General features: G+C 45.2%; 19 protein-coding genes and 1 other RNA gene. 16 read left to right on the top strand and 4 right to left on the bottom strand.

What is annotated here, in order from left to right:
- Positions 1-43: 43 nt before the first annotated feature.
- Positions 44-442, top strand: an RNA gene (rnpB, locus tag NLX78_RS10060) — RNase P RNA component class A.
- Positions 443-852: 410 nt separating this feature from the next.
- Here rnpB and NLX78_RS10055 read toward each other — a convergent pair.
- Entirely contained in the window at positions 853-2073 is a 1221-nt protein-coding gene (locus NLX78_RS10055) for an aminotransferase-like domain-containing protein (protein ID WP_254350292.1), read from the bottom strand.
- A 116-nt stretch (positions 2074-2189) separates the two neighbouring features.
- On the opposite strand from NLX78_RS10055, the gene pdxR reads away from it, so the two are divergent.
- Positions 2190-3665, top strand: a complete 1476-nt coding sequence (pdxR, locus tag NLX78_RS10050) for a MocR-like pyridoxine biosynthesis transcription factor PdxR (protein ID WP_254350291.1) — start codon at positions 2190-2192, stop codon at positions 3663-3665.
- Positions 3666-3753: 88 nt separating this feature from the next.
- Complete coding sequence (locus tag NLX78_RS10045; RefSeq protein ID WP_071558470.1) at positions 3754-3984, top strand: hypothetical protein; 231 nt, start codon at positions 3754-3756, stop codon at positions 3982-3984.
- A gap of 57 nt (positions 3985-4041) precedes the next feature.
- Here NLX78_RS10045 and NLX78_RS10040 read toward each other — a convergent pair whose 3' ends face one another.
- Entirely contained in the window at positions 4042-5922 is a 1881-nt protein-coding gene (locus tag NLX78_RS10040; RefSeq protein WP_254350290.1) for a S8 family peptidase, read from the bottom strand.
- A gap of 185 nt (positions 5923-6107) precedes the next feature.
- Between NLX78_RS10040 and NLX78_RS10035 the strand changes: the two genes are divergently transcribed.
- From NLX78_RS10035 to thiI, 7 genes are all read left to right on the top strand, one after another.
- Positions 6108-6614 (top strand): YpuI family protein, encoded by a 507-nt coding sequence (locus NLX78_RS10035; protein WP_061828537.1) that lies wholly within the window; start codon positions 6108-6110, stop codon positions 6612-6614.
- A gap of 8 nt (positions 6615-6622) precedes the next feature.
- Positions 6623-6760, top strand: a complete 138-nt coding sequence (locus tag NLX78_RS10030; RefSeq protein ID WP_254350289.1) for a hypothetical protein — start codon at positions 6623-6625, stop codon at positions 6758-6760.
- 41 nt (positions 6761-6801) lie between these two features.
- Entirely contained in the window at positions 6802-7029 is a 228-nt protein-coding gene (locus NLX78_RS10025) for a DUF1540 domain-containing protein (protein WP_061828536.1), read from the top strand.
- A 44-nt stretch (positions 7030-7073) separates the two neighbouring features.
- The gene (locus tag NLX78_RS10020) at positions 7074-7466 is read left to right on the top strand and encodes a hypothetical protein (protein WP_061828535.1); all 393 of its coding nucleotides are present in this window, start codon (positions 7074-7076) and stop codon (positions 7464-7466) included.
- Positions 7467-7687: 221 nt separating this feature from the next.
- Complete coding sequence (locus NLX78_RS10015) at positions 7688-8380, top strand: lytic transglycosylase domain-containing protein (RefSeq protein ID WP_254350288.1); 693 nt, start codon at positions 7688-7690, stop codon at positions 8378-8380.
- A 157-nt stretch (positions 8381-8537) separates the two neighbouring features.
- Complete coding sequence (locus tag NLX78_RS10010; RefSeq protein WP_254350287.1) at positions 8538-9686, top strand: cysteine desulfurase family protein; 1149 nt, start codon at positions 8538-8540, stop codon at positions 9684-9686.
- A 1-nt stretch (position 9687) separates the two neighbouring features.
- On the top strand, positions 9688-10914 hold the full coding sequence (gene thiI / locus NLX78_RS10005) for a tRNA uracil 4-sulfurtransferase ThiI (protein ID WP_254350286.1): 1227 nt from the start codon (positions 9688-9690) through the stop codon (positions 10912-10914).
- A 71-nt stretch (positions 10915-10985) separates the two neighbouring features.
- Here the strand turns inward: thiI and NLX78_RS10000 are convergent, their stop codons facing one another.
- Positions 10986-11681 carry a TerC family protein gene (locus tag NLX78_RS10000; RefSeq protein ID WP_254350285.1) on the bottom strand — a complete coding sequence of 232 codons (696 nt, stop codon included), beginning with the start codon at positions 11679-11681 and terminating at the stop codon, positions 10986-10988.
- A gap of 217 nt (positions 11682-11898) precedes the next feature.
- On the opposite strand from NLX78_RS10000, the gene NLX78_RS09995 reads away from it, so the two are divergent.
- From NLX78_RS09995 to NLX78_RS09975, 5 genes are all read left to right on the top strand, one after another.
- Positions 11899-12558, top strand: coding sequence for a TerC family protein (locus NLX78_RS09995; protein ID WP_254350284.1), 660 nt, complete (start codon positions 11899-11901; stop codon positions 12556-12558).
- 160 nt (positions 12559-12718) lie between these two features.
- Positions 12719-13210, top strand: a complete 492-nt coding sequence (locus tag NLX78_RS09990; protein WP_103049630.1) for a hypothetical protein — start codon at positions 12719-12721, stop codon at positions 13208-13210.
- A gap of 291 nt (positions 13211-13501) precedes the next feature.
- Positions 13502-15343, top strand: coding sequence for a translational GTPase TypA (typA, locus tag NLX78_RS09985; RefSeq protein WP_061828529.1), 1842 nt, complete (start codon positions 13502-13504; stop codon positions 15341-15343).
- A gap of 125 nt (positions 15344-15468) precedes the next feature.
- Complete coding sequence (locus NLX78_RS09980; protein ID WP_250268838.1) at positions 15469-16530, top strand: LCP family protein; 1062 nt, start codon at positions 15469-15471, stop codon at positions 16528-16530.
- Between the two features lie 302 nt (positions 16531-16832).
- Positions 16833-18164, top strand: a complete 1332-nt coding sequence (locus NLX78_RS09975) for a PhoH family protein (protein WP_023989462.1) — start codon at positions 16833-16835, stop codon at positions 18162-18164.
- Positions 18165-18263: 99 nt separating this feature from the next.
- On the opposite strand, the gene NLX78_RS09970 is transcribed toward NLX78_RS09975, so the two are convergent.
- The gene (locus tag NLX78_RS09970; protein WP_254350283.1) at positions 18264-19349 is read right to left on the bottom strand and encodes a hypothetical protein; all 1086 of its coding nucleotides are present in this window, start codon (positions 19347-19349) and stop codon (positions 18264-18266) included.
- Between the two features lie 297 nt (positions 19350-19646).
- Here NLX78_RS09970 and NLX78_RS09965 point away from each other — a divergent pair, with 297 nt between their 5' ends.
- Positions 19647-20297 (top strand): RsfA family transcriptional regulator, encoded by a 651-nt coding sequence (locus NLX78_RS09965; RefSeq protein ID WP_254325272.1) that lies wholly within the window; start codon positions 19647-19649, stop codon positions 20295-20297.
- Positions 20298-20358 lie beyond the last annotated feature (61 nt).

The following is a 20358-nucleotide window of genomic DNA, read 5'->3' as shown; positions in this document are numbered from 1 at the left end:
GTAACGTGCGCGCGTTCCCTGTATACTATGTAATGTTGTTCGGAAAGTTTGACAGACAATCGCTGGCGGCGTAAGCCGCGAGAGGAAAGTCCGGGCTCCATAGGGCAGGATGCTGGATAACGTCCAGTCAGCGCGAGTTGAAGGATAGTGCCACAGAAATGGACCGCCGATGGCCGCTTGCGGCACAGGCAAGGATGGAACCGAGGTGTAAGAGACCCCGAGGAACGCTGGTGACTTCGTTCCTGGTAAACCCCATCTGGAGCAAGACCTAATGGGACACAGCTTCTTCGCGAAGCAGCCTTAGCCCGAGGCGTGTCTAGGTTGGTCGCTGGAGCTGAATAGCAATGTTCGGCCTAGATAGATGATTGTCGCTTGTAGTGGGAGGGTAGTTCCCGTCTGTACCACGAATAGCACAGAACCCGGCTTACGGAAAACTTTCCCCACTGCAACACCTTAAAATGTATGAATTTAACTTTTGTAAATGACCTGTTTGCATGAAAGCCTTTAATCCAAATGTATTTATTGAATTAAAAAGGGTGTGTCATATTCCTGTGGGAATCATGACACACCCTTTTTAACATACCGTATTTGCGCAGAAATAGTGCATTTTTAGAATGAAGCCCCCAAGCATAATTACTGGAGGCTTTCATTTTAATTTTTACTCCCTCTACCGTAAAAACGTGCGAGGAAGAAGCACGTAGTCAGCGTAGCAACGCATTTGAATCTGTAGAAGCGAGGCGTGCGGCTTTTGTCCCAGATTCCACCACTATTCAAAATCCAAACGAATCAGGGATAACAGCGATCGTAAAAACAACGTGAAGCGGGCCTCACGTACGTGTTCTGCCAACTCCATCAGCGTACGCTTTTTACCACACTTTCCTCTGTGTACATCTTCAGTGCTCGATCCAATCGGTCAACTGCTTTTGGAAGCAGGGAAGGATCGGTATGCGTGAAGTTGATTCGCATATGGTTGCTGCCGCTCAGGTCAGCATAGAAGACTTGTCCAGGCACAAATGCGACTCCTTCCTGAATTGCGAATTGCAGCAACCGGTCAGAACGGAAGCCCTCAGGTAGGGTAACCCACATAAACATACCGCCAAGTGCATCATCCCATGTGATTCCTTCCCATTGGCGTTCTTTCATCAGCGATGTGAGACGTAGCATACGAGTGTGGTACTCGGCGGACACGGTACGAATATGTCCGTCCAAGTCAAAAAAGTCCAATAACTCATTCAAAGCACGTTGATCAATACTGCTGGAGTGCAGATCGGCAGATTGTTTGGCATTCGCGACTTTAACGACGATAGCTTGATCGGCTACCAACCATCCAGAGCGAACACCTGGAGCGACAGTTTTAGAGAATGTAGAAGTGTACATTACATGACTGTCTCCACCTAACTGTTGATCAATTGAGAAAAGGGATGGAAAGTTAAGGTTTTCGTCAAATTTAAGACGTCCGTAAGGATCATCTTCAAAAATCAAAGTGCCGTATTTACGGCATAGTTCAACAACGCCTGTTCTGCGTTCCATACTCCAAACACTTCCTGCCGGGTTGGAGAAGGTGGGGATGACATACACGAATTTAGGCTGATGTTTTTTGATCTTGGCTTCAAGATCATCTAATTGCATACCGTTAGAGTCTGTATCTACACTTACAATGTTGGCACCATAGGAATTGAATACCTGAAGAGCGGCCAAATAAGTAGGGGACTCCACCAATACAGTATCCTGCGGATCGAGCAACACACGCGAAACCAGATCAATGGTCTGCTGTGAGCCTGTCGTCATAATGATATTATCTCTGGTGACGGAGATGCCTTGGGATGACATGATTGCTGCAAGACGTTCCCGTAGAGGAATGTAGCCCTCGGTTAGGCCGTATTGAAGAGCGGTAGTACCGCCGAGGCGAAATACCCGCTCATAGGCTTTAGCAACAGCTTCGATGGGAAAAAAGGCATCGGCAGGAAGGCCGCCTGCCAGAGATAACACATCTGTTCCCTGTGTCAGCTTTAAAATGTCCCTTACCATGGACGAGCCCTGAGTACGAGCCATACCCGAAAATTTGTGTTCCAATCCAATCATCTCCTGTGTTCTATACTGTACTATGAAATTTGTTGTATTATATCGATAATGAAGTATAACAGTAAACGTCTAAATGTAACAGTTGATTTTTGGAGGGGACAGTTCCGATGCATATTGATCTCAGCCGCAATAGCAGTGTCAAATTATATTTACAGATTGCCAAAACATTAGCAGATCGCATCCAGTCTGGATTGCTGCCTCAGGGCACAAAGCTTCCGTCTGTCCGTCATCTGTCCAGCCTACTTGCGGTAAGTCCCGTAACTGTAAGCAAGGCGTATGCTGAGCTGGAGTCTATTCATTTGGTTACCTGTACACAGGGAAAAGGTTGCTATGTAGCAGAGCCTTCGGTAGCTGTTCAACGAGATGGAGCGCAGGATTTGTCATGGCAAATGTCGCTGATCGATTATTTGCCGCGCGCACAGCTATGGAGAAACTTTAACCATAGCAGACAGGTTCCCTATTCTTTTCATATAGCAGCAATTCAACCGGAGCTTCTTCCTACACGCGAAATCATTGCTGATACTCAACGTCTATCCTCTGGAAATCCCGATGCAATGGCAGCATATGGGACTTTTGAAGGTGATTTAGCGCTGAGGGAAGTGTTTGTAGACCACTTGAACGAACGCGGTATATGCACAGTGGCAGAACAGCTACTCGTAACCAGTGGTGCCCAACAAGGGATTGACTTGGTGGCACGTACTTTTGTTGGTTCTGGAGATGTTGTCTACATGGAGGCTCCTACATATACGGGGGCCATTGATGTGTTTACCAGTCGTGGTGCCAAAGTAATTATGATTCCGATGGATGAGCAGGGCATGCGGATCGATATCCTCACACGTCTTTGCGACACTCATCCCCCAAAACTGATCTACACGATACCCACTTTTCATAATCCTACCGGAGTAACTTTAACGATGGCCAGACGCACACAATTACTGGATCTAGCTCAAAGTTATCATTGTCTCATTGTTGAAGATGATCCATTTTCCGACCTTTATTATAAAACAAAGCCGCCACTCTCTATCAAGGCGCATGATCAGTCCGGACATGTGATATATATCAAAAGCTTTAGCAAAACCGTTGCTCCCGGCTGCCGTATAGCTTGTGTAGCGGCCACGGGCAGTGTAATGGATCGTTTGGTGGCTGCCAAGTCTACTACAGATTTGGGGAGCCCTCTATTAACGCAAAAAGCGCTACTGCCCTTTATCAAGAACCGACTTGATCAGCACCTTGTTTGGTTGCGGGAACAAATGCGGGATCGGTTGACAGTCGCATTGCACACGCTCCAGCGCTATGCTCCGCCAGAGGTCAGCTGGTATGCTCCCGAAGGCGGCCTAAATGTGTGGATTAAGCTTCCTCCTAATGTTGATATTCCAGAATTGGAGCGGCTGGCTGACCGAGAAGGCGTTTCCTTTTTACCTGGGGCAGTATGCTATGCAGGTGGTATGGACAGTAATCATATCCGTATTTCTTTTTCGTATGCGGACAAGGAAACACTTAAAACAGGTCTTCACAAACTGTGCCGTTTGTTGGGTGAACTGCTTGATCGTTCGGTCATTGTTGAACGGAAGCCTATTTTATAAGGGATATTTGTATTAGGGGGTAAACATCCAAGCACAGCACCTGCCTTCTTAATATGCTGTACTAATTCACCGAAAGGAGTTGCACATTATGAGTCATTGCCCTTACGACCCGATCGTGTGCCCACCGATCCAATTTGTAAATCATCAATTTTTCCCACAAGTCGTGCCTGTGGTTCATCCGATTGAAATTGTAAATCAGACGCACATTGTACCTGTGCCTCATCACGTATTTCCGGTGAGTATAAAGGATCCTGGAGAACCTTGCTGTCATACTCGCAGCCATGGCAAGCGTCCTGTTCGCAGCAGTTCCAAGCGTTAATAAAGCCCAAAAAAGCAGCCATGGAGCAACATGGCTGCTTTTTTCCAATAAGGAATCTTACGTTTCCAGTTTCTTTAATATAGATTTTAACTTGTCACTTAAATGCTGTGGATAGAATTGCAAAGGAACATATGGACGTTGTGCTGCTTTCAACGCTTTATACACGTCAATTTGACCATACCCGAAATATTTGTCATGCCCTGGTGTGCCCAAGTCAATTACGCTGCTTCTCATTAATTCCATTACCTCTTTGTTGGTCAGATCGGGGTTAATGGATCGAATCAGTGCAGCAAGTGCTGATACATGGGGACTGGCCATTGAAGTGCCCGACAGTGCAGCATATTGATTCCCTGGGTACGTACTGGCGATACTTGCACCTGGAGCCATGACGTCTACATAATCTCCATAGTTAGAAAAGGATGCACGGTGCATAGAAGAATCTGTAGCGGAAACGGCAAATACTTCTGGATACGCTGCTGGATAGCCAGGTCGTTCCGTATTGTCATTACCTGTGGCTGCAACTAATACGACATCTTTATCATAGGCGTATTTGATCGCATCATGCAAAAATTCAGCTTGTGCGTAATTGCCCAGACTCAAATTGATGACCTTGGCCCCATGATCAGCTGCCCATATAATACCTTCTGCAACCGAGTAAGTCGTACCGGAGCCAGATTGGTCAAGTACCTTAATCGGCATGACTTTGTTGTACCATGTCATGCCAGCGACCCCCTCAGCATTATTCACGAGGGCAGAAATGATGCCGGCGACGTGCGTTCCGTGACCGACGTCATCATAAGGTTTTTCAGACGGGTTTACCACGTTATGCCCTGAAAGGATTTGACCTTTTAGGTCGGGGTGATCCAAATCTACTCCCGTATCTACGACAGCGACAATTACATCCTTGCTGCCTTTGCTTAATTTCCAACCCCGGTTGGTTTCCGTAGCCGGCAGATTCCATTGATAGCGGGAAAAGAGCAAATCATTGGGGATAGAGCTGTCCGCTTGGATAGGTGTTTTCTCATTGGTTAGATACATATAGTGAGGCTCAATATAAAGCGGGTTCCACTTTCTTGAAAAATATTGCTTTAGCTCCTTGAAGTTCATCTTATCTGAATGAAATACATAGGTATAACCAAGCTTGCGGCCTGGCGCACAGTGTAAATCTGCTGCAATTTCCTGCAGTTGTCGTGAATCAGGATTGTGACGGAAGCGAACGACAATTTCGTTTTCAAAATAATGACTTGCATTTTCGTTGTCGTGGCCCGTCTTGACAGTAATATCGTGCAATGTGTCGGGATGTACGGATTCGATTTTGTAGCTGCCTTCTTTTGGATAGGGAATCAACCGCAAATTCTTCCGCTGATGCTTCTCCACGTCTCGCAATACTTGCTGACTGACCAGGGCAGCAACGCCACATGTTCCGTCAGCAGATGGTTCTGCCATGACAAAATATTTACCGCCTTCAGCCTGAAATGCAGCAGATTCATAGGATTTATTTTGCATGACGGAACGACGAGCGGCGGCCAAACTGCTTTTAATTTGAGGATGACTCAGCAGACGAATTTGTGATTTACTGCCCGTATAGGTGTTCGTGTTCCCGTCGCGTGTGTGAATCCACTGTAACGTATGAAGATGACTGTGTGATTGCTGGAGCGTGCGAGTAAACTGCCTTTTCTGATCAGCAGTTTTACCATCAAGCTCCCGCATCACGTATTGAATATCCTGCCTTGCATCCATGCGTGTGAGGGTATCCGTAGCGGACAGGTCCAAAGCCAACATTCCTTTTTTGAGCTGCTTCTCTTGCTGTGGCACCATCTTAGCCGTATATTCGGGCTGCGGTGTATGGCGGTGATCACGGGAAGGCAGCATCAGTGTGATGAGAAGCACCCCGGCAGCTGCTCCGAGCAGGGGTTTTAACCATTTTCGCCGAGACATGGGACCGTCCTCCTTGAGTATTCATAAATTTATGGTTTAGCGTGAGGAGGTTGGCATGTTTTTATACCTTTCAATGCTCATTTGTGGTAGGATAAATACTGAAAATTACAGCTCTTTCGGTTAGAAGGGACTATTTTCGGGTAACCAATTGATGAACAAGCAACAAATAAGGGGGAGCTGCCTTGATGTCAGCAGTCAACGTACAAAAATTATGTGAGTCGGCGCAGGAGAGACTGAAAACTGCCGTGAAACGGGTGGAAACATTCCTCAATGAGCATGCTCTGCCGCAACTTGCTGCAGATGGCAATGAGGAGTCCGTACTTTTTTACAAAGGCCTTTTGTCGGATCTCCGTCATGTCCTTGTTTTTTCCGAAGTATCTTATGAAAAGCTGGGTGTGGCTTTACGCCGTGCCAATTTTGACGTCGATTTTGCGGAAAAGGCATTGTATAACGTTTACCATGACTGCGTGAACAGCTTTTTTTATCCCAAAAATGAATCTTACGCAGAGGATGGACGCTATGCGTATACGGGACAAGATGCTATTCGCTTCCGTAAAACGCCAGTGCCAGCCGCTCGCGAAGTGATCATGGACATTACGAAAAATTTTGAAGAATTGCGTGATGATCTGACTTATTATGAAAGTGACTATTTGACTCAGCGCCGGATGCAGACTCGACGTACTCATGCCTAAAGCATTCAATGGGGAAGATCATTTCTAATCAAAAACTAAAACAAGACAAGCAAGCCGTTTTCTACTTGCTTCCTGCCATTTTGGAGGAGGTGAAGGAAGCGGCTTTTTTCGTATGTCACCAACTGCCATATACCATGAACGCATAGGTGCAGGGTAGCGGGGGGACAATGAATCCGAGGTGATAATCATGAGCCAAGAGGCCAAGCCAATCGTTAAGTGTAGCGTAGCCAATTGCCATTATTGGGGAGAAAACAACTTTTGCAAGGCAGATTTGATCATGATTGAAGTTGATGGTCATGCCGGTAAGAAATTTAAAGAAGAATATGCGGGAGAAAGCTTCAGTTCAGAAGAACGTGATAAGGCTGCCACGTCAGCCGCAACCTGTTGCCACACTTTTAAGCCGAAGTCCGTGTAAATTTTATTGCGCGATTCATTTCGCATTTGGAGGTGCAGTTTATTATGGAAGATCATGAAAATGACAAGCATCAGAGTAAAGAGCATGTTAGCCGCGAACGTGTAGATTACCCCCGTCACATTCATGAACGATCTGCCAAGCGCCGTAATGATCGTGAGGAATATGCAGCAGAGGTTGCTCCCGGCTCAGCTGTGACTCGACATGAGGTTAAGGGTGAAGAGCAGGTTATAAACAATAGTGGCCGTATTTCTGGCTATATTGGTCTGGCTGCAGGAATTGCCTCATTGTTTATGTGGTCAATTGTGCTGGGACCTATTGCTGCAGTTTTAGGTTTTTTTGCTTATGTGAATGGCAGCAAAACGACCGGCATTTGGTCGATTGGTCTTGGGGCGCTGGCGACATTGAGTTATTTTGCTTTTATCCCGTTTGTTCGTTGACCTTACTGGAGAACAAGCTCAGTTTTCTTTTGTATATCCGAGAAAAATCATCTTAGTGATATAATTACATTAAAGCTGATTTATAAAGCTCCGCTGTCTTTTCGACAGAAACGGAGCTTTTTTTCATTAAAAGGTATGGAAGTACATAGTAAAAAGTTGTATCATAGCAGTAATGACAAGCTATTTGGGATATAACAACTATAGAAAGTTGGGAACACCACATGCAAATTGATCCGCGCGTGTCCAAGTCCATGTTAGACATGCAGCTGTTAAATAATATGAGTGCTACAACTGAGACGGGTACAACGGACGCTTTTTCCGGATTACTGGAACAAGTAGGTCAGTTGGAAACAGATGGTGCTGTGACACGAGAAAATTCAAGTGATGTTACTAGAGACGAAAACGGTTTGCTATGGCTTCAATTGGGACCTTCGAGGGGAACGGCTTCGTCATTGTACCGCGCTCCTTCCAGCACAGCAACAGACGGACCCACAACACCTACAGCATATGATGATTTGATTAACGAGGCTAGCCAGAAATACGGCGTTCCAGTAGCGTTGATTAAAGCGGTTATTGATACGGAATCTTCGTTTAATCCGTCGGTCACTTCTTCGGCCGGAGCCAAAGGGCTTATGCAGCTTATGGATGCTACGGCTCAAGGCCTGGGGGTCAGCGACCCATACGATCCTGTTCAAAATATTGATGCCGGTGTTCGTTATTTGTCCTACCAGATTAAACGATTTAACGGACAAGAAAATATGGCGCTGGCTGCATATAATGCAGGTCCCGGACGGGTGCAGCGGCTTGGTGTAAATAGTGATGAACAGTTAATGGCTGTACTGGACAAGCTTCCGGTGGAAACGCAAAGATATATTACCAAAATTCAAAATGCACGTGAAAAATATACGATCTAAGCCCTATAGCTTACAACGAAAAAAGTGCGTAATTTCAATTAGATTAGGTCCGCAGACAGGATCAATATGGGGAAAGGGTGTCGCTATAATGTAGCGGCCTTTCCCTGTTTTGGTCTTTTTTTGTTGCAGCAGCTATAGAGCGGAAAAGGGGAGTGCAATGAAATATTTTGATTATGCCGCGACAACTCCGCCTTTTGAAGAGGTGATTACAACAGTTGCCGAGGTCATGAGACGCCACTACGGGAATCCATCCTCGATGCATCGATATGGAGAGGATGCAGATAAGTTGCTTAAGCGTTCGCGCGAAGTATGTGCTGCGGCTTTGGAAGTGCATCCATCAGAGATTGTCTTCACATCTGGGGCAACGGAAAGCAACAATCTTGCTATCAAGGGAGCAGCTTTGCAGTATCAGACCAGAGGCAAGCATATTGTTACTGTATCGACAGAGCACCCGTCTGTGTATGAAGCTTGCAGACAACTGACAAATCTGGGCTTTGAGGTTACATTTTTACCTGTCGATGCAGAAGGGCATGTGAGCGCCGAACAGGTTTGTGCCGCTGTCCGTAAAGATACGATTTTAGTCAGTATCATGCATGTCAATAATGAGACGGGAAGGGTGCAACCGTTGCATGATATCGGAGTTGCGCTGAAGAAACAGTTCCCTCGTGTACTATTTCATATTGACGGTGTACAGGGGTTTGGAAAGCTACAGGTTGATATCCGGGGATGGCAGGCTGATCTGTACAGCCTCTCTGCGCATAAGTTGCGTGGACCCAAAGGTGCTGGACTACTATTCGTTCGGGAAGGTGTAGAGCTTTTCCCACTGCATAGTGGCGGCTCTCAAGAGCAGGGTTTTCGTGCAGGTACGGAAAATGTACCGCTGCTTGTCGGTATGTCTAAGGCGATACGGTTGGCGGGCGAACGGCAAGTAGAGACAGCACGCCGTATGACCGAGTGGAGAGAACGGGTGGTCGCAGAAGTGAAGACACTCCCTCAACTGCGGCTGAACAGCGGGGAAGAAGCGCCGCATATTATCCACTTTTCGTATCCAGGCATGAAAGCCGAGGTAATGCTGCATACGCTGGAGCAACTGGGTGTGGTAGTATCCACCAAATCAGCTTGCTCTTCGAAATTGGCTGAACCCAGTCGGGTGCTGCTGGCGATGGGATGCAATGAAGCGGAAGCGTCTGGCGGCATTCGTATTAGCTTCGGTGATGAACATACGGAACAGGATATCGATGAGCTTATACTTGCACTGCGAAAGGCTGTAGCCAAGCTGGAATCCCTTGAAAGGTGGAAACGTTAAAATGCACTATGATATGCTGTTACTTCGCTTCGGTGAATTTACATTAAAAGGGAAGAATCGGACTCGTTTTGAAAAGGCAGTACTGAATCACGTGAAGCTGCTGCTCAAACCGTTTCCCGGTGCTTCTTTGCGGAAGGAATTTGGACGGATTTATGTGGTTCTTGGAGGAGAGCCTTATGAACAGATCATTCAGGTGTTACAAAAAGTGTTTGGCATCACGACAATAAGTCCTGTCAAAATGGCTCCTGTCGAGCTGGGTGCTATCATTGAGACCGCTGTAGCTTTGATGCGTGAGCTGAATGTGACCGAGGGAACGACGTTCAAGGTAAATGCCCGCAGAGTATGGAAGGAGTTTGCTCATTCCTCACAAGAGATGAATCATTTAATTGGTTCTCCTATATTGCGAGAGTTTCAAGCGTTGAGGGTCGATGTACATCAGCCAGATATTGAGTTACGTGTGGAGGTTAGAGAGCAGGCGGCCTATATATTCAGCGATGTTATTATGGCTGTAGGGGGCTTTCCGTTAGGAACGAACGGTAAAGCTATGCTGCTGCTGTCTGGTGGAATTGACAGCCCGGTAGCAGGATGGTCTTCCATGCGTAGAGGATTGGAAATCGAATGTGTACATTTTTATAGCTATCCATTTACAAGTGAACGTGCGAAAGAAAAGGTTATTGATTTGGCAAGGGTATTAGCAGGCTATGCGGGTCGGATCAAAATCCACCTTGTACCGTTTACAGAGGTGCAGACGGCCTTTACGCGCACTGGACAGGATAATCTGATTATTACGCTAATGAGACGGTCTATGCTGCGAATTGCCACGATGCTGGCTGAGCGTGAAGGAGCACTGGCACTCGTGACAGGCGACAGTCTGGGGCAAGTCGCTAGTCAAACGTTATCCAGCATGAATGTGATTGGCCGTTCGACAGAATTACCATTGCTGCGACCTCTCGTAATGATGGATAAACAGGAGATCACAGAAATCGCAAAGCAGATTGGCACCTACGATCTATCGATACTCCCCTATGAGGATTGCTGCACATTGTTTGTTCCTAAATCCCCAACGACCAATCCAAATTTGTGGGTTGTTCAAAAGATTGAAGCCTCTATTCGGGATTTAAATGTGTTGATTGAACAGGCTGTGACTACAACGGAGACGCTTGTCCTGGAGGCAGGCGGAGCTATAGAGGGGCGCAAAGAGGAAGTTATACAGGAAGATTGGTTTTAAACAAAAAGGCAGACCCGCCAGCTATTTTGGGTCTGCCTTTTTATTTTAGTTAAAACAGTTTTTGAATCATTTTAGACGGCTTTTTCTCGATTGGACACTGCTCTGCGATTTTGAAGATATCCTGTGAGCAAAATACCTGCCATGACTGCGGCAATAAACAAGATACGCAGCGCAGGGTGCTCAGTAAAGTAGGGTTCCAGCTTACGTTCTTCAGTAATCATATTAGAGGCTGTATAACCAAGCACAGCTGATCCTAAATAGATAATCCAAGGGAATTTATTGATCAACTTGATAAAAAGAGTGCTTCCCCATACAACGATCGGTACGCTGATTAATAGTCCCAGCACTACAAGGAGCAAATGCTGCTGGGCCGCGCCAGCAACAGCAATCACGTTGTCCAGACCCATAGCCGCATCGGCTACAACAATCGTGCGGATAGCACCCCATAACGTTGTTCCCGCTTTGACTTCGGTATGGTCCTCCTGGTCTACGAGCAACTTATACGCGATCCAGACTAACATGACACCCCCGATGAGTAACAACCATGGTACTTGAAGCAGCCAGAGTACCACAATGGTGGCTGCTATGCGAATGAGAAGGGCACCACCGGTACCGTACAGTATCGCTTTTTTTTGCGTTGCAGGAGGCAGCTTTCTGGCGGCAAGTCCAATTACAATCGCATTATCTCCTGCGAGCAGAAGGTCAATAAATATCACATTAAGCAGTAGCCAAAAGAACTGAAGTCCGGACATATCAATCGTTCTCATCTCCCTGATTAAACATCCTAAAATCATTGTATGTTGTTTATTTTAATACCCGTTTTTCGGAAATACGATTCATTATATTGCTGTTTGTTATTGATTTCAAGGTCTTTGCTCAATAAATTTGACATCAATTTTTAATAAATGATGACTTATTTGACAAGGCTTATAAGCATAGCCTCGTCCTATTTCGCATACAAGTAGGATGGGGGTGTTTGTACACATGGAGCATATCATTTTGCTGTTGAAAATATTAATGATTAATTTGGTGTTAAGCGGTGATAATGCAGTTGTTATAGCCATGGCGAGCAAAAACTTGCCTGCAAGGCAGCGGAGTCAAGCTATATGGTGGGGGGCAGTCGGCGCAGTCCTCCTGCGCTGTGTTTTGACTTTTGTAGCTGTCATTTTGCTGGGCATACCCTTTATTCAGGCGGCAGGCGGTCTACTTCTGTTATGGATTGCGTTTAAACTGCTTTATGAGAATGAGGATCATGTGGGAGTAAGAGCAGAAACAACCATATGGAAGGCTATACAGGTGATTCTGGTAGCGGACTTTGTGATGAGTCTAGATAACGTATTAGCTATTGCAGCCCTAGCAGATGGGGATATCGCCATTATTGTCATTGGGATTGCGATTAGTATTCCGATTGTCGTCTGGGGCAGCAACGTGATTGCGATCTGGCTTCACCGGTTCCCTGTACTTGTTTTGCTCGGATCTGCAATCCTGGCTTTTACGGCAGGAGAAATGCTACTGCGTGATCCCCGATTGGGTGTATGGTTAGCAGGTACGGGAGAGCTTATACATGCATGGTTACCGGGACTCTTGGCAACAGCAGTTGTCGTTGCAGGTATATATCGTCAGTTACGATCTCGCCATATTTGAACGTAGTTTTTTTGGAAAACATCGGCTAAAATAGACATAGAGTTTTTGCGAATGCCAGGTTTACTCGGGTTTTGTAAAGGCTCTATATTCACAAAAATATACTTAAAAACAATCACATTAAGAGACCTAAAAACAAATTCAGCAAACAAAGGAGACCACGATGAATTCCGGAAAAGAGCGTATGATCGGAGTGGGCATTGTTGCCGTAGGACTGATTATTTTGTTGGGGAAACTGGGGGCGTTCTCCTTTTTGGGACGAAACTTTTGGCCTTTGCTGTTTTTAATACCTGGAATCGTACTGCATGCAATGTACATGAAGCGTAAAGTTTCACCCTTTATGTTGCTGCCGGCAGGGATTTTGTCGGTTTATGGCTTCTTATTTTTGCTCTGCAATATTTGGGGCTGGCATTTAATGGCCTATTTATGGCCTTTGTTACTTCTAGGTGTGGCGATTGGATTATGGGAGTACGCCATTAATGATATTTCGCTTTCTCGCAATGTATATACAGGGGGCGTAATATTGGGCTTGGTATCGGTGCTTTTATTGGTTATTACCTCCCTAAGAACGGGTATCATATATGTTATTGCAGTTTTACTGATTGGCGCTGGAATCTGGTTGGTCCTAAACAACCGTGGCAAACGCAAAAGGTAAACGACAAGCTGTGAGATTTTATGGCGGTAAATTACGGAACAGGCAATAATGTCTTGCTTTATGACATATTTCAACTATAATATAATGGATATGATAAGAGCGTCGGAATGATTTCTGACGCTTATTTTAAGGTTTTCACGCGAATCGGAGAGAGAAGCTGTCTGTACAAAGCCTGAAACTTATAGAAGGCTGGCAGGGAGTGGGCCTAAAGAACGATTGTTAGCCTTGAATCAGCACTGCTTCAGGATAGAGACACTATTTTGATATACGGAAAGGATATGGATACAAACCATGCATGCTAGAGAAAACATTCGCAATATTGCGATTATTGCCCACGTCGACCACGGAAAAACGACGCTTGTCGACAAGCTGCTTCAACAGTCCGGAACATTTAGAGAACACGAGGCTGTTCAGGAGCGCGCCATGGACTCCAACGATCTGGAGCGTGAACGCGGTATTACGATTTTGGCTAAAAATACAGCTATCACTTACAAAGATTATCTGATTAACATTGTAGATACACCGGGACACGCCGACTTTGGTGGCGAAGTGGAACGGATTATGAAAATGGTTGACGGTGTTTTGCTCGTCGTTGATGCTTACGAAGGTTGCATGCCGCAAACGAAATTCGTACTGCGTAAAGCGCTGGAGCAAAATCTGACGCCAATCGTTGTAGTAAACAAAATTGACCGTCCGGCAGCTCGTCCGGCAGAAGTTATTGACGAAGTACTGGATCTGTTCATCGAGTTGGGTGCGAATGACGAGCAATTGGAATTCCCTGTTGTGTACGCTTCGGCGCTGAACGGAACATCCAGCATGGATGCTGAAAAGCAAGACGATAACATGCAAGCATTGTACGAAACAGTTGTAGAGCACATTCCGGCTCCAACTGAGAAAGTAGATGAGCCTCTTCAATTCCTCGTAACACTGATGGACTATAACGAATACCTTGGCCGAATTGCAGTAGGTCGTGTAAACCGCGGTATCATCAAGCAGGGGCAAGCAGTCACAGTTATGCAGCGTGATGGTAGCAGTAAATCAGCGCGTATTGAGAAGCTGTTCGGCTTCCAAGGTCTGAAACGTATTGAAACTGACCAAGCGGGCGCTGGTGACATTGTGGCGATTGCGGGAATTAAAGATATCAACATTGGTGAAACCATTGCTGATCCAAATCATCCTGAAGCATTGCCTGTACTGAAGATTGATGAACCAACTCTGCAAATGACCTTCCTGGTTAACAACAGCCCATTCGCAGGTCGTGATGGTAAGTGGGTAACATCCCGTAAATTGCGTGAGCGTCTTCTGAAAGAACTCGAAACGGATGTCAGCTTACGTGTTGATGAAACAGATAGCCCGGACGCCTTTATTGTATCCGGACGTGGTGAGTTGCATCTGGGTATCCTGATTGAAAACATGCGTCGTGAAGGTTACGAACTGCAAGTGTCCAAACCGGAAGTTATCGTCAAGGAAATTGACGGTAAGAAAATGGAGCCAATCGAACGCCTCCTTATTGATATTCCGGAAGAAAGCATGGGCGCGGTAATGGAAAGTTTGGGCTCCCGTAAAGCCGAAATGGTTAACATGATTAATAACGGAACCGGACAGGTTCGCTTGGAATTCTTGATCCCTGCACGTGGTCTGATCGGCTACACTACAAACTTCCTGACTTTGACTCGTGGTTATGGCGTAATGAACCATGCGTTTGACAGCTATGGACCATTTGTTGGCGGTCAAGTAGGTGGACGTCATCAGGGTGTACTCGTGTCAACGGAAAACGGCAGCTCTACTTTTTATGGTATGCTGGGCGTGGAAGACCGCGGTATTTTGTTCCTGGAGCCAGGTACTGAAATCTATGAGGGTATGATCGTTGGGGAGCACACACGTGATAACGACATTGTCGTTAACATTTGTAAAGAAAAACAACTGACAAACGTTCGTTCAGCAACAAAAGACGATACAGTTAAACTGAAAACACCTGTTATTTTCTCTTTGGAGCAGGCGCTCGAATATCTGAATGATGATGAGTATTGCGAAATTACACCTAACGCTATCCGTTTGCGTAAAAAGATCTTGAACAAAGGTGAACGCGAGCGTGCGGAGAAACAACGTAAAACAGCACAAGCAAATATGTAATTGATTAGATTGGTCTTTGGCCACAGCGGCGACGCCCGGGAACGGGATGCGCCGCTGTGTGTGTTTTAGGATTGTAAACTTGGAGAAAGCTATATTTCTCAAAACGCAGGAAAAGGTGTTGAAGCATGAGTAATCTTTCGAACGGATTGCCTCCCCGGACACAAAGCGGGAAAAAATCCGCCAAACCGAAAAAAACGAAAAAGAAAAAAAGCTTTTTCAGATCGTTTATGAAGTTTGTCTTGTTTCTGCTTATTATAGGTATTTTGGCAGCAGGTGGTTATACCTACTATATTTACAATCAGGTAGAGGAAGTTTTGGATACGGGGATCAACAAGGAAGTACCCAAAACACAATTGGCAGAAGCTAAGCCTTTGACTATCTTATTGCTAGGAACCGATTACCGCCCTGATCATCCGACTTATTTGTCCGACGTTATTATGGTAGCTACATTGAACCCCAATACTAAATCGTCTACCATCGTGTCCTTACCGCGCGATACGCGTCTAGAAATGGATGGATATAAACCTCGCAAGTTGAATGAGTATTATCCGGTGTTTAAGGCTAGAGAGAAAGAATCTGGCGAAGTTGCTGAAGAACAAATGAAGAAGATGATTGGCAAATATTTAAACATTGATATTGATTATGTGACGGTTATTAACTTCCAGGGCTTTAGAGATGTAGTAGATAATTTGGGTGGCGTAGATGTGACGGTTGATAAAAACATGTGTTATCGTGACCGTGCAGATGGTACCGATATTAACCTGACAGTTGGAGCCAAGCATTTGAACGGTGATCAGGCTCTTGATTTTGTTCGCTACCGCAAATCGAATTGCCGTCCGAGAACAGCTGAATCTGACGATTTTGATCGTAATCGTCGACAAAATCAGGTGCTTCATTCCCTAATTGACCAAATGCAATCCTTTAACGCTTTGACCAAGTTTAGTGCAATTATTAAATCGGTTGATAAGAATATGATGACAGATATCGAGTCACAGCAAATGAAAAATATCGTACAAACCTATTGGAATATTTCCAAGCAAAATGTGAAATACAATCCGGTAGCAGGAACGTGGCGTAGCCCGTATGTGTACATTGATGAGCAACAGCTCGATTTGGCCAAGCAAGCGCTACAAGAGGAATTAGCTAAAAAAGCAAGCGACAATACCGCAGCTTCTTCCAATTCCTGAGTATGTATCTTTCTTCCCACTTATGTTATACTCGCAGCGAGTAAAGCTCTTATATAACATAAGGGGGTTGAGGTATGTCTAAAGTTATAGTGAACCAAGTCTAGGTCCAGTGAGCAATCACTGGGCCTTTTGTGTCTAATTTCAAAAATGGACAGGCTCAGAGGCTATCTTCACTTACAACTTTTCGTTGTTTTATGCTGCTTTGGGGTTCTTTTTTCAGGGAATCAGCAAGTATTAGGTACCCGGTGAATAGGTATAGGTATGAAACACGAGATTGTCCACGCCGCTTTGGAGGGGATTTAATGAAGAAAATTTTTGTGCTGGATACGAATGTGCTGCTGCATGATCCGAAAGCCATTTTTACCTTCAAAGAACATGAAGTTGTTATTCCAGCTGTAGTTCTGGAAGAAATCGACTCCAAAAAACGCAACGCGGATGAGATTGGACGGAATGCCCGCAATGTATCGCGATTGTTGGACGGGTTGAGAGAAGTGGGTCATCTGCATAGTGGCGTTCCACTTCCCCAAGGTGGAAGGCTTAAGGTTGAGTTAAACCACCGAAGTTTTTTAAAAGTTCAGGAGATGTTCGGGGAGGTTTCGAACGATAACCGGATTTTGGCGGTTGCCTTGAATTACCATCTGGAAGAGCAAGAGCAGCCTGAACCACGTTCGGTCGTTTTGGTCAGTAAAGATGTGCTGGTCAGGATCAAGGCAGATGTATTGGGACTGCTGACCGAAGACTACCTATCCGATAGAACAGGCGATCTAAGTGAGCTATATCCCGGATACTCGGCAATACAGGTGCACCCGTCCATCATAGATGAATTTTACTCTAACCGTTTTTTACCAATCAAGCCACTGGAACTACCTTATACGCTGTATCCACATGAATTTGTCATTCTGAAAGATGAAATGGGAACTGGAAAATCAGCTTTGCTGAAAGTAAATCAGGAGGCAGAGCGATTAGAGCCGCTGTACTTAAGTAACGAATCGGTGTGGGGAATCAGCGCGCGTAATGCTCAACAGCGGATGGCATTGGAGCTTTTGCTTAATGACGATATCCCCCTCGTGACCATTACAGGAAAAGCGGGTACGGGCAAAACGCTGCTGGCGCTGGCGGCAGGTTTGCTTAAGGTAGAGGATGAACATCGCTTCAAGAAACTGCTGATTGCTCGGCCTGTTGTTCCTATGGGTAAGGATATTGGTTATTTACCGGGAGAAAAGGATGAAAAACTTCGCCCGTGGATGCAACCAATCTACGACAATCTAGAGTATCTGTTTGATGCCAAAAAATCAGGTGATATCGACAAAATTTTGATGGGCTTGGGCAGTATTCAGGTGGAGGCACTTACTTATATTCGCGGGCGTTCGATACCTGGGCAATTTATTATAGTCGATGAGGCGCAAAACTTATCCCGACATGAGATCAAAACGATTGTGTCCCGGGTGGGTGAGGGAAGCAAGATTATTTTGATGGGAGATCCGGAGCAGATTGATCACCCTTATCTGGATGCAGCCAGTAACGGTCTAACCTATGTGGTGGAGCGGTTTAAGCAAGAAGGGATTAGTGGGCATATTATGTTGGAAAAAGGAGAACGCTCCAAGCTCGCGCAGTTGGCAGCCGATCTGCTATAAAATCCCTATCGTTATGACAATAATAAAGACCTCGGGAATATCCCGGGGTCTCTTGTTTTGTATACGTAAAAATTCAGAACAATGAAAGTGAGCAAAAGCTTATTTAAAGTTTAATTCGAGCTTAACTTCAAGCATTCCTGCTAAAGTGCGTACTTCTGTGGCTTTGACATAGGAAATAAGCTGCTGTGGGTAGAAACCCAGATCAAAATCCTTTTCCAGCTTGTTGCGGGTCGTATCAGGTAGTTCCAGACCATTAAATACTAATCGGTCCACATGAAATAAAATTGCATTTTTCGGTTCATTCTCTACCGTGTAGTGACCTTCTACCCTTAATTTCATCGTTCCTTGTTGGCCTTCTACCATAATTTGATCCTGCGCAAATGTAAAGTTGAAGTGATTAAACAAATCATTTTCTGACTTTAAAAAACGGTTAAAGTCCTCTTCACGAATGCTTATCGTAATGACTTTTCCATTTGTAACCATGGCACCTTGTTGTTGTTGAATGAATTGCGGTAAATCCTGCATAGCTTGAGCTAATGCTTTAAAGTGCTTATTTACCTCGTAGACACCTACATTCTCCCAATAAGCTGTCATTTCGCCAATAAGCTTGCGTAGGGTATCCGGGTCATTACTGGCGTTAACGCCGTCATTTACACGCGACTGAAGCAGGATAATGCGTTTGCGTTGTGCCAGTAAGTTTGTTTTGACTGTCTCCAATTCCATTGAGGCTTGGGTGACTTGTTGTTCTGTTTTTCGCATAGATTGATAATTGGATTCGTATTCTTGAAGCACATCCTGATCGTGACTAATCAATAATAAGTAGTAATCGTACAGAGAGAGAAGCTGCCTTATACTTTTCGCCCCTAGCACTACACTCAACAGCTTGTCCCTTTCTCCCATATAATACGATCGCAGCACAGAACCTGCACGCTTCCGTTGTATGGTCATTTGCTCTTGCTGAACGGTGAGATTACTTCGCAATTCCCGCTGACGCTGCAAAAGAGTCTGCTGCTCTTGACTGATTCGCTCAATTTCATGGTCTATCTCTACAATCGACAGGCTATCTTGTAAAATCTGATTTTCTTCATGGGAGGGAGCGGCCAGAGTAGGACGTACATATATGAAAGTTAGCATCATAATAGTGGTCAGCAGGGTGCTGATTGTGATTTTTACTCGTTTATTCATTTGGTTTCCCCTTTTATGTATTCCCGAAAAAAACTAATAGTAATGTATATGATCCTTTCCGTTTCTTTAACCATTCATTTTATTGTACAGCAGTCTGAGCATGCTTGAAACCCGAAACTGTTTACGTTCACGTATGAGTTCTTGCAGAAATGGAAATACAATTTAGTATCAAATAGATTCTATGAACTCTACGAGAGGCATAGGAATGAATAAACAGCTTTTATACCCTATTCAAATACCGGCAAGATCGGTTCATGAAGACGGTTATTTCAGGATGTTGTTAGGAGGGCTAGAGGCATGACTGCAATAAGACAAGATGCATGGAGTGTGGAAGATGACTTGATATTGGCGGAGGTGACATTGCGGCATATCCGTGAAGGTGGGACGCAGCTCGCTGCGTTTGAGGAGGTTGGTCAAAAAATCGGAAGAACCTCTGCAGCATGCGGCTTTCGTTGGAACAGCTGCGTGCGCAAACGTTATGATGAAGCGATTAGCATTGCCAAAGCACAGCGCCAGAAGCGTAGTTATATCCGTAAGCAGAACCCGGTAGGTGTATCACAGGTTGCGGCTTTTGCCTCGCTTGATACAGTCGAAGGTGGGTACAGAACGGATGGTACGAGTGAGGATACGTTATCTATTGATGCAGTAATTCGCTTCTTGCGTCAATGGAAGGGATCTGTCCAGGAAACGAATCGGCAGATTAAGATGCTGGAGAAAGATTTACGGGAAAAGGAAGAAGAATTGAATCAGCTTCGCTCCATTAATGACCGGCTGTCCAAAGAAGTGAATGAGGTGCAAACCGACTATCGTGTTGTGAATGATGATTATAAAGCTCTGATTCAGATTATGGACCGGGCTCGGCGCTTAGCTTTAATCACTGATGATGAGGAAGAGCTTAAATCCAGATTCAAAATGGACGCCAATGGGAATCTGGAGCGCATTGAGTAACAAGATTACTTCTGCAATATTGAAATAAAACGTCAACTAGCGCTTTGCTGTAGTTGGCGTT

The sequence above is a fragment of the Paenibacillus sp. Lou8.1 genome, from assembly GCF_024213565.1.
Classification (GTDB): Bacteria; Bacillota; Bacilli; order Paenibacillales; family Paenibacillaceae; genus Paenibacillus; species Paenibacillus polymyxa_B.
Note: the sequence above shows the minus strand (reverse complement) of the source record. Positions and strands in the feature narration are given on the sequence as shown.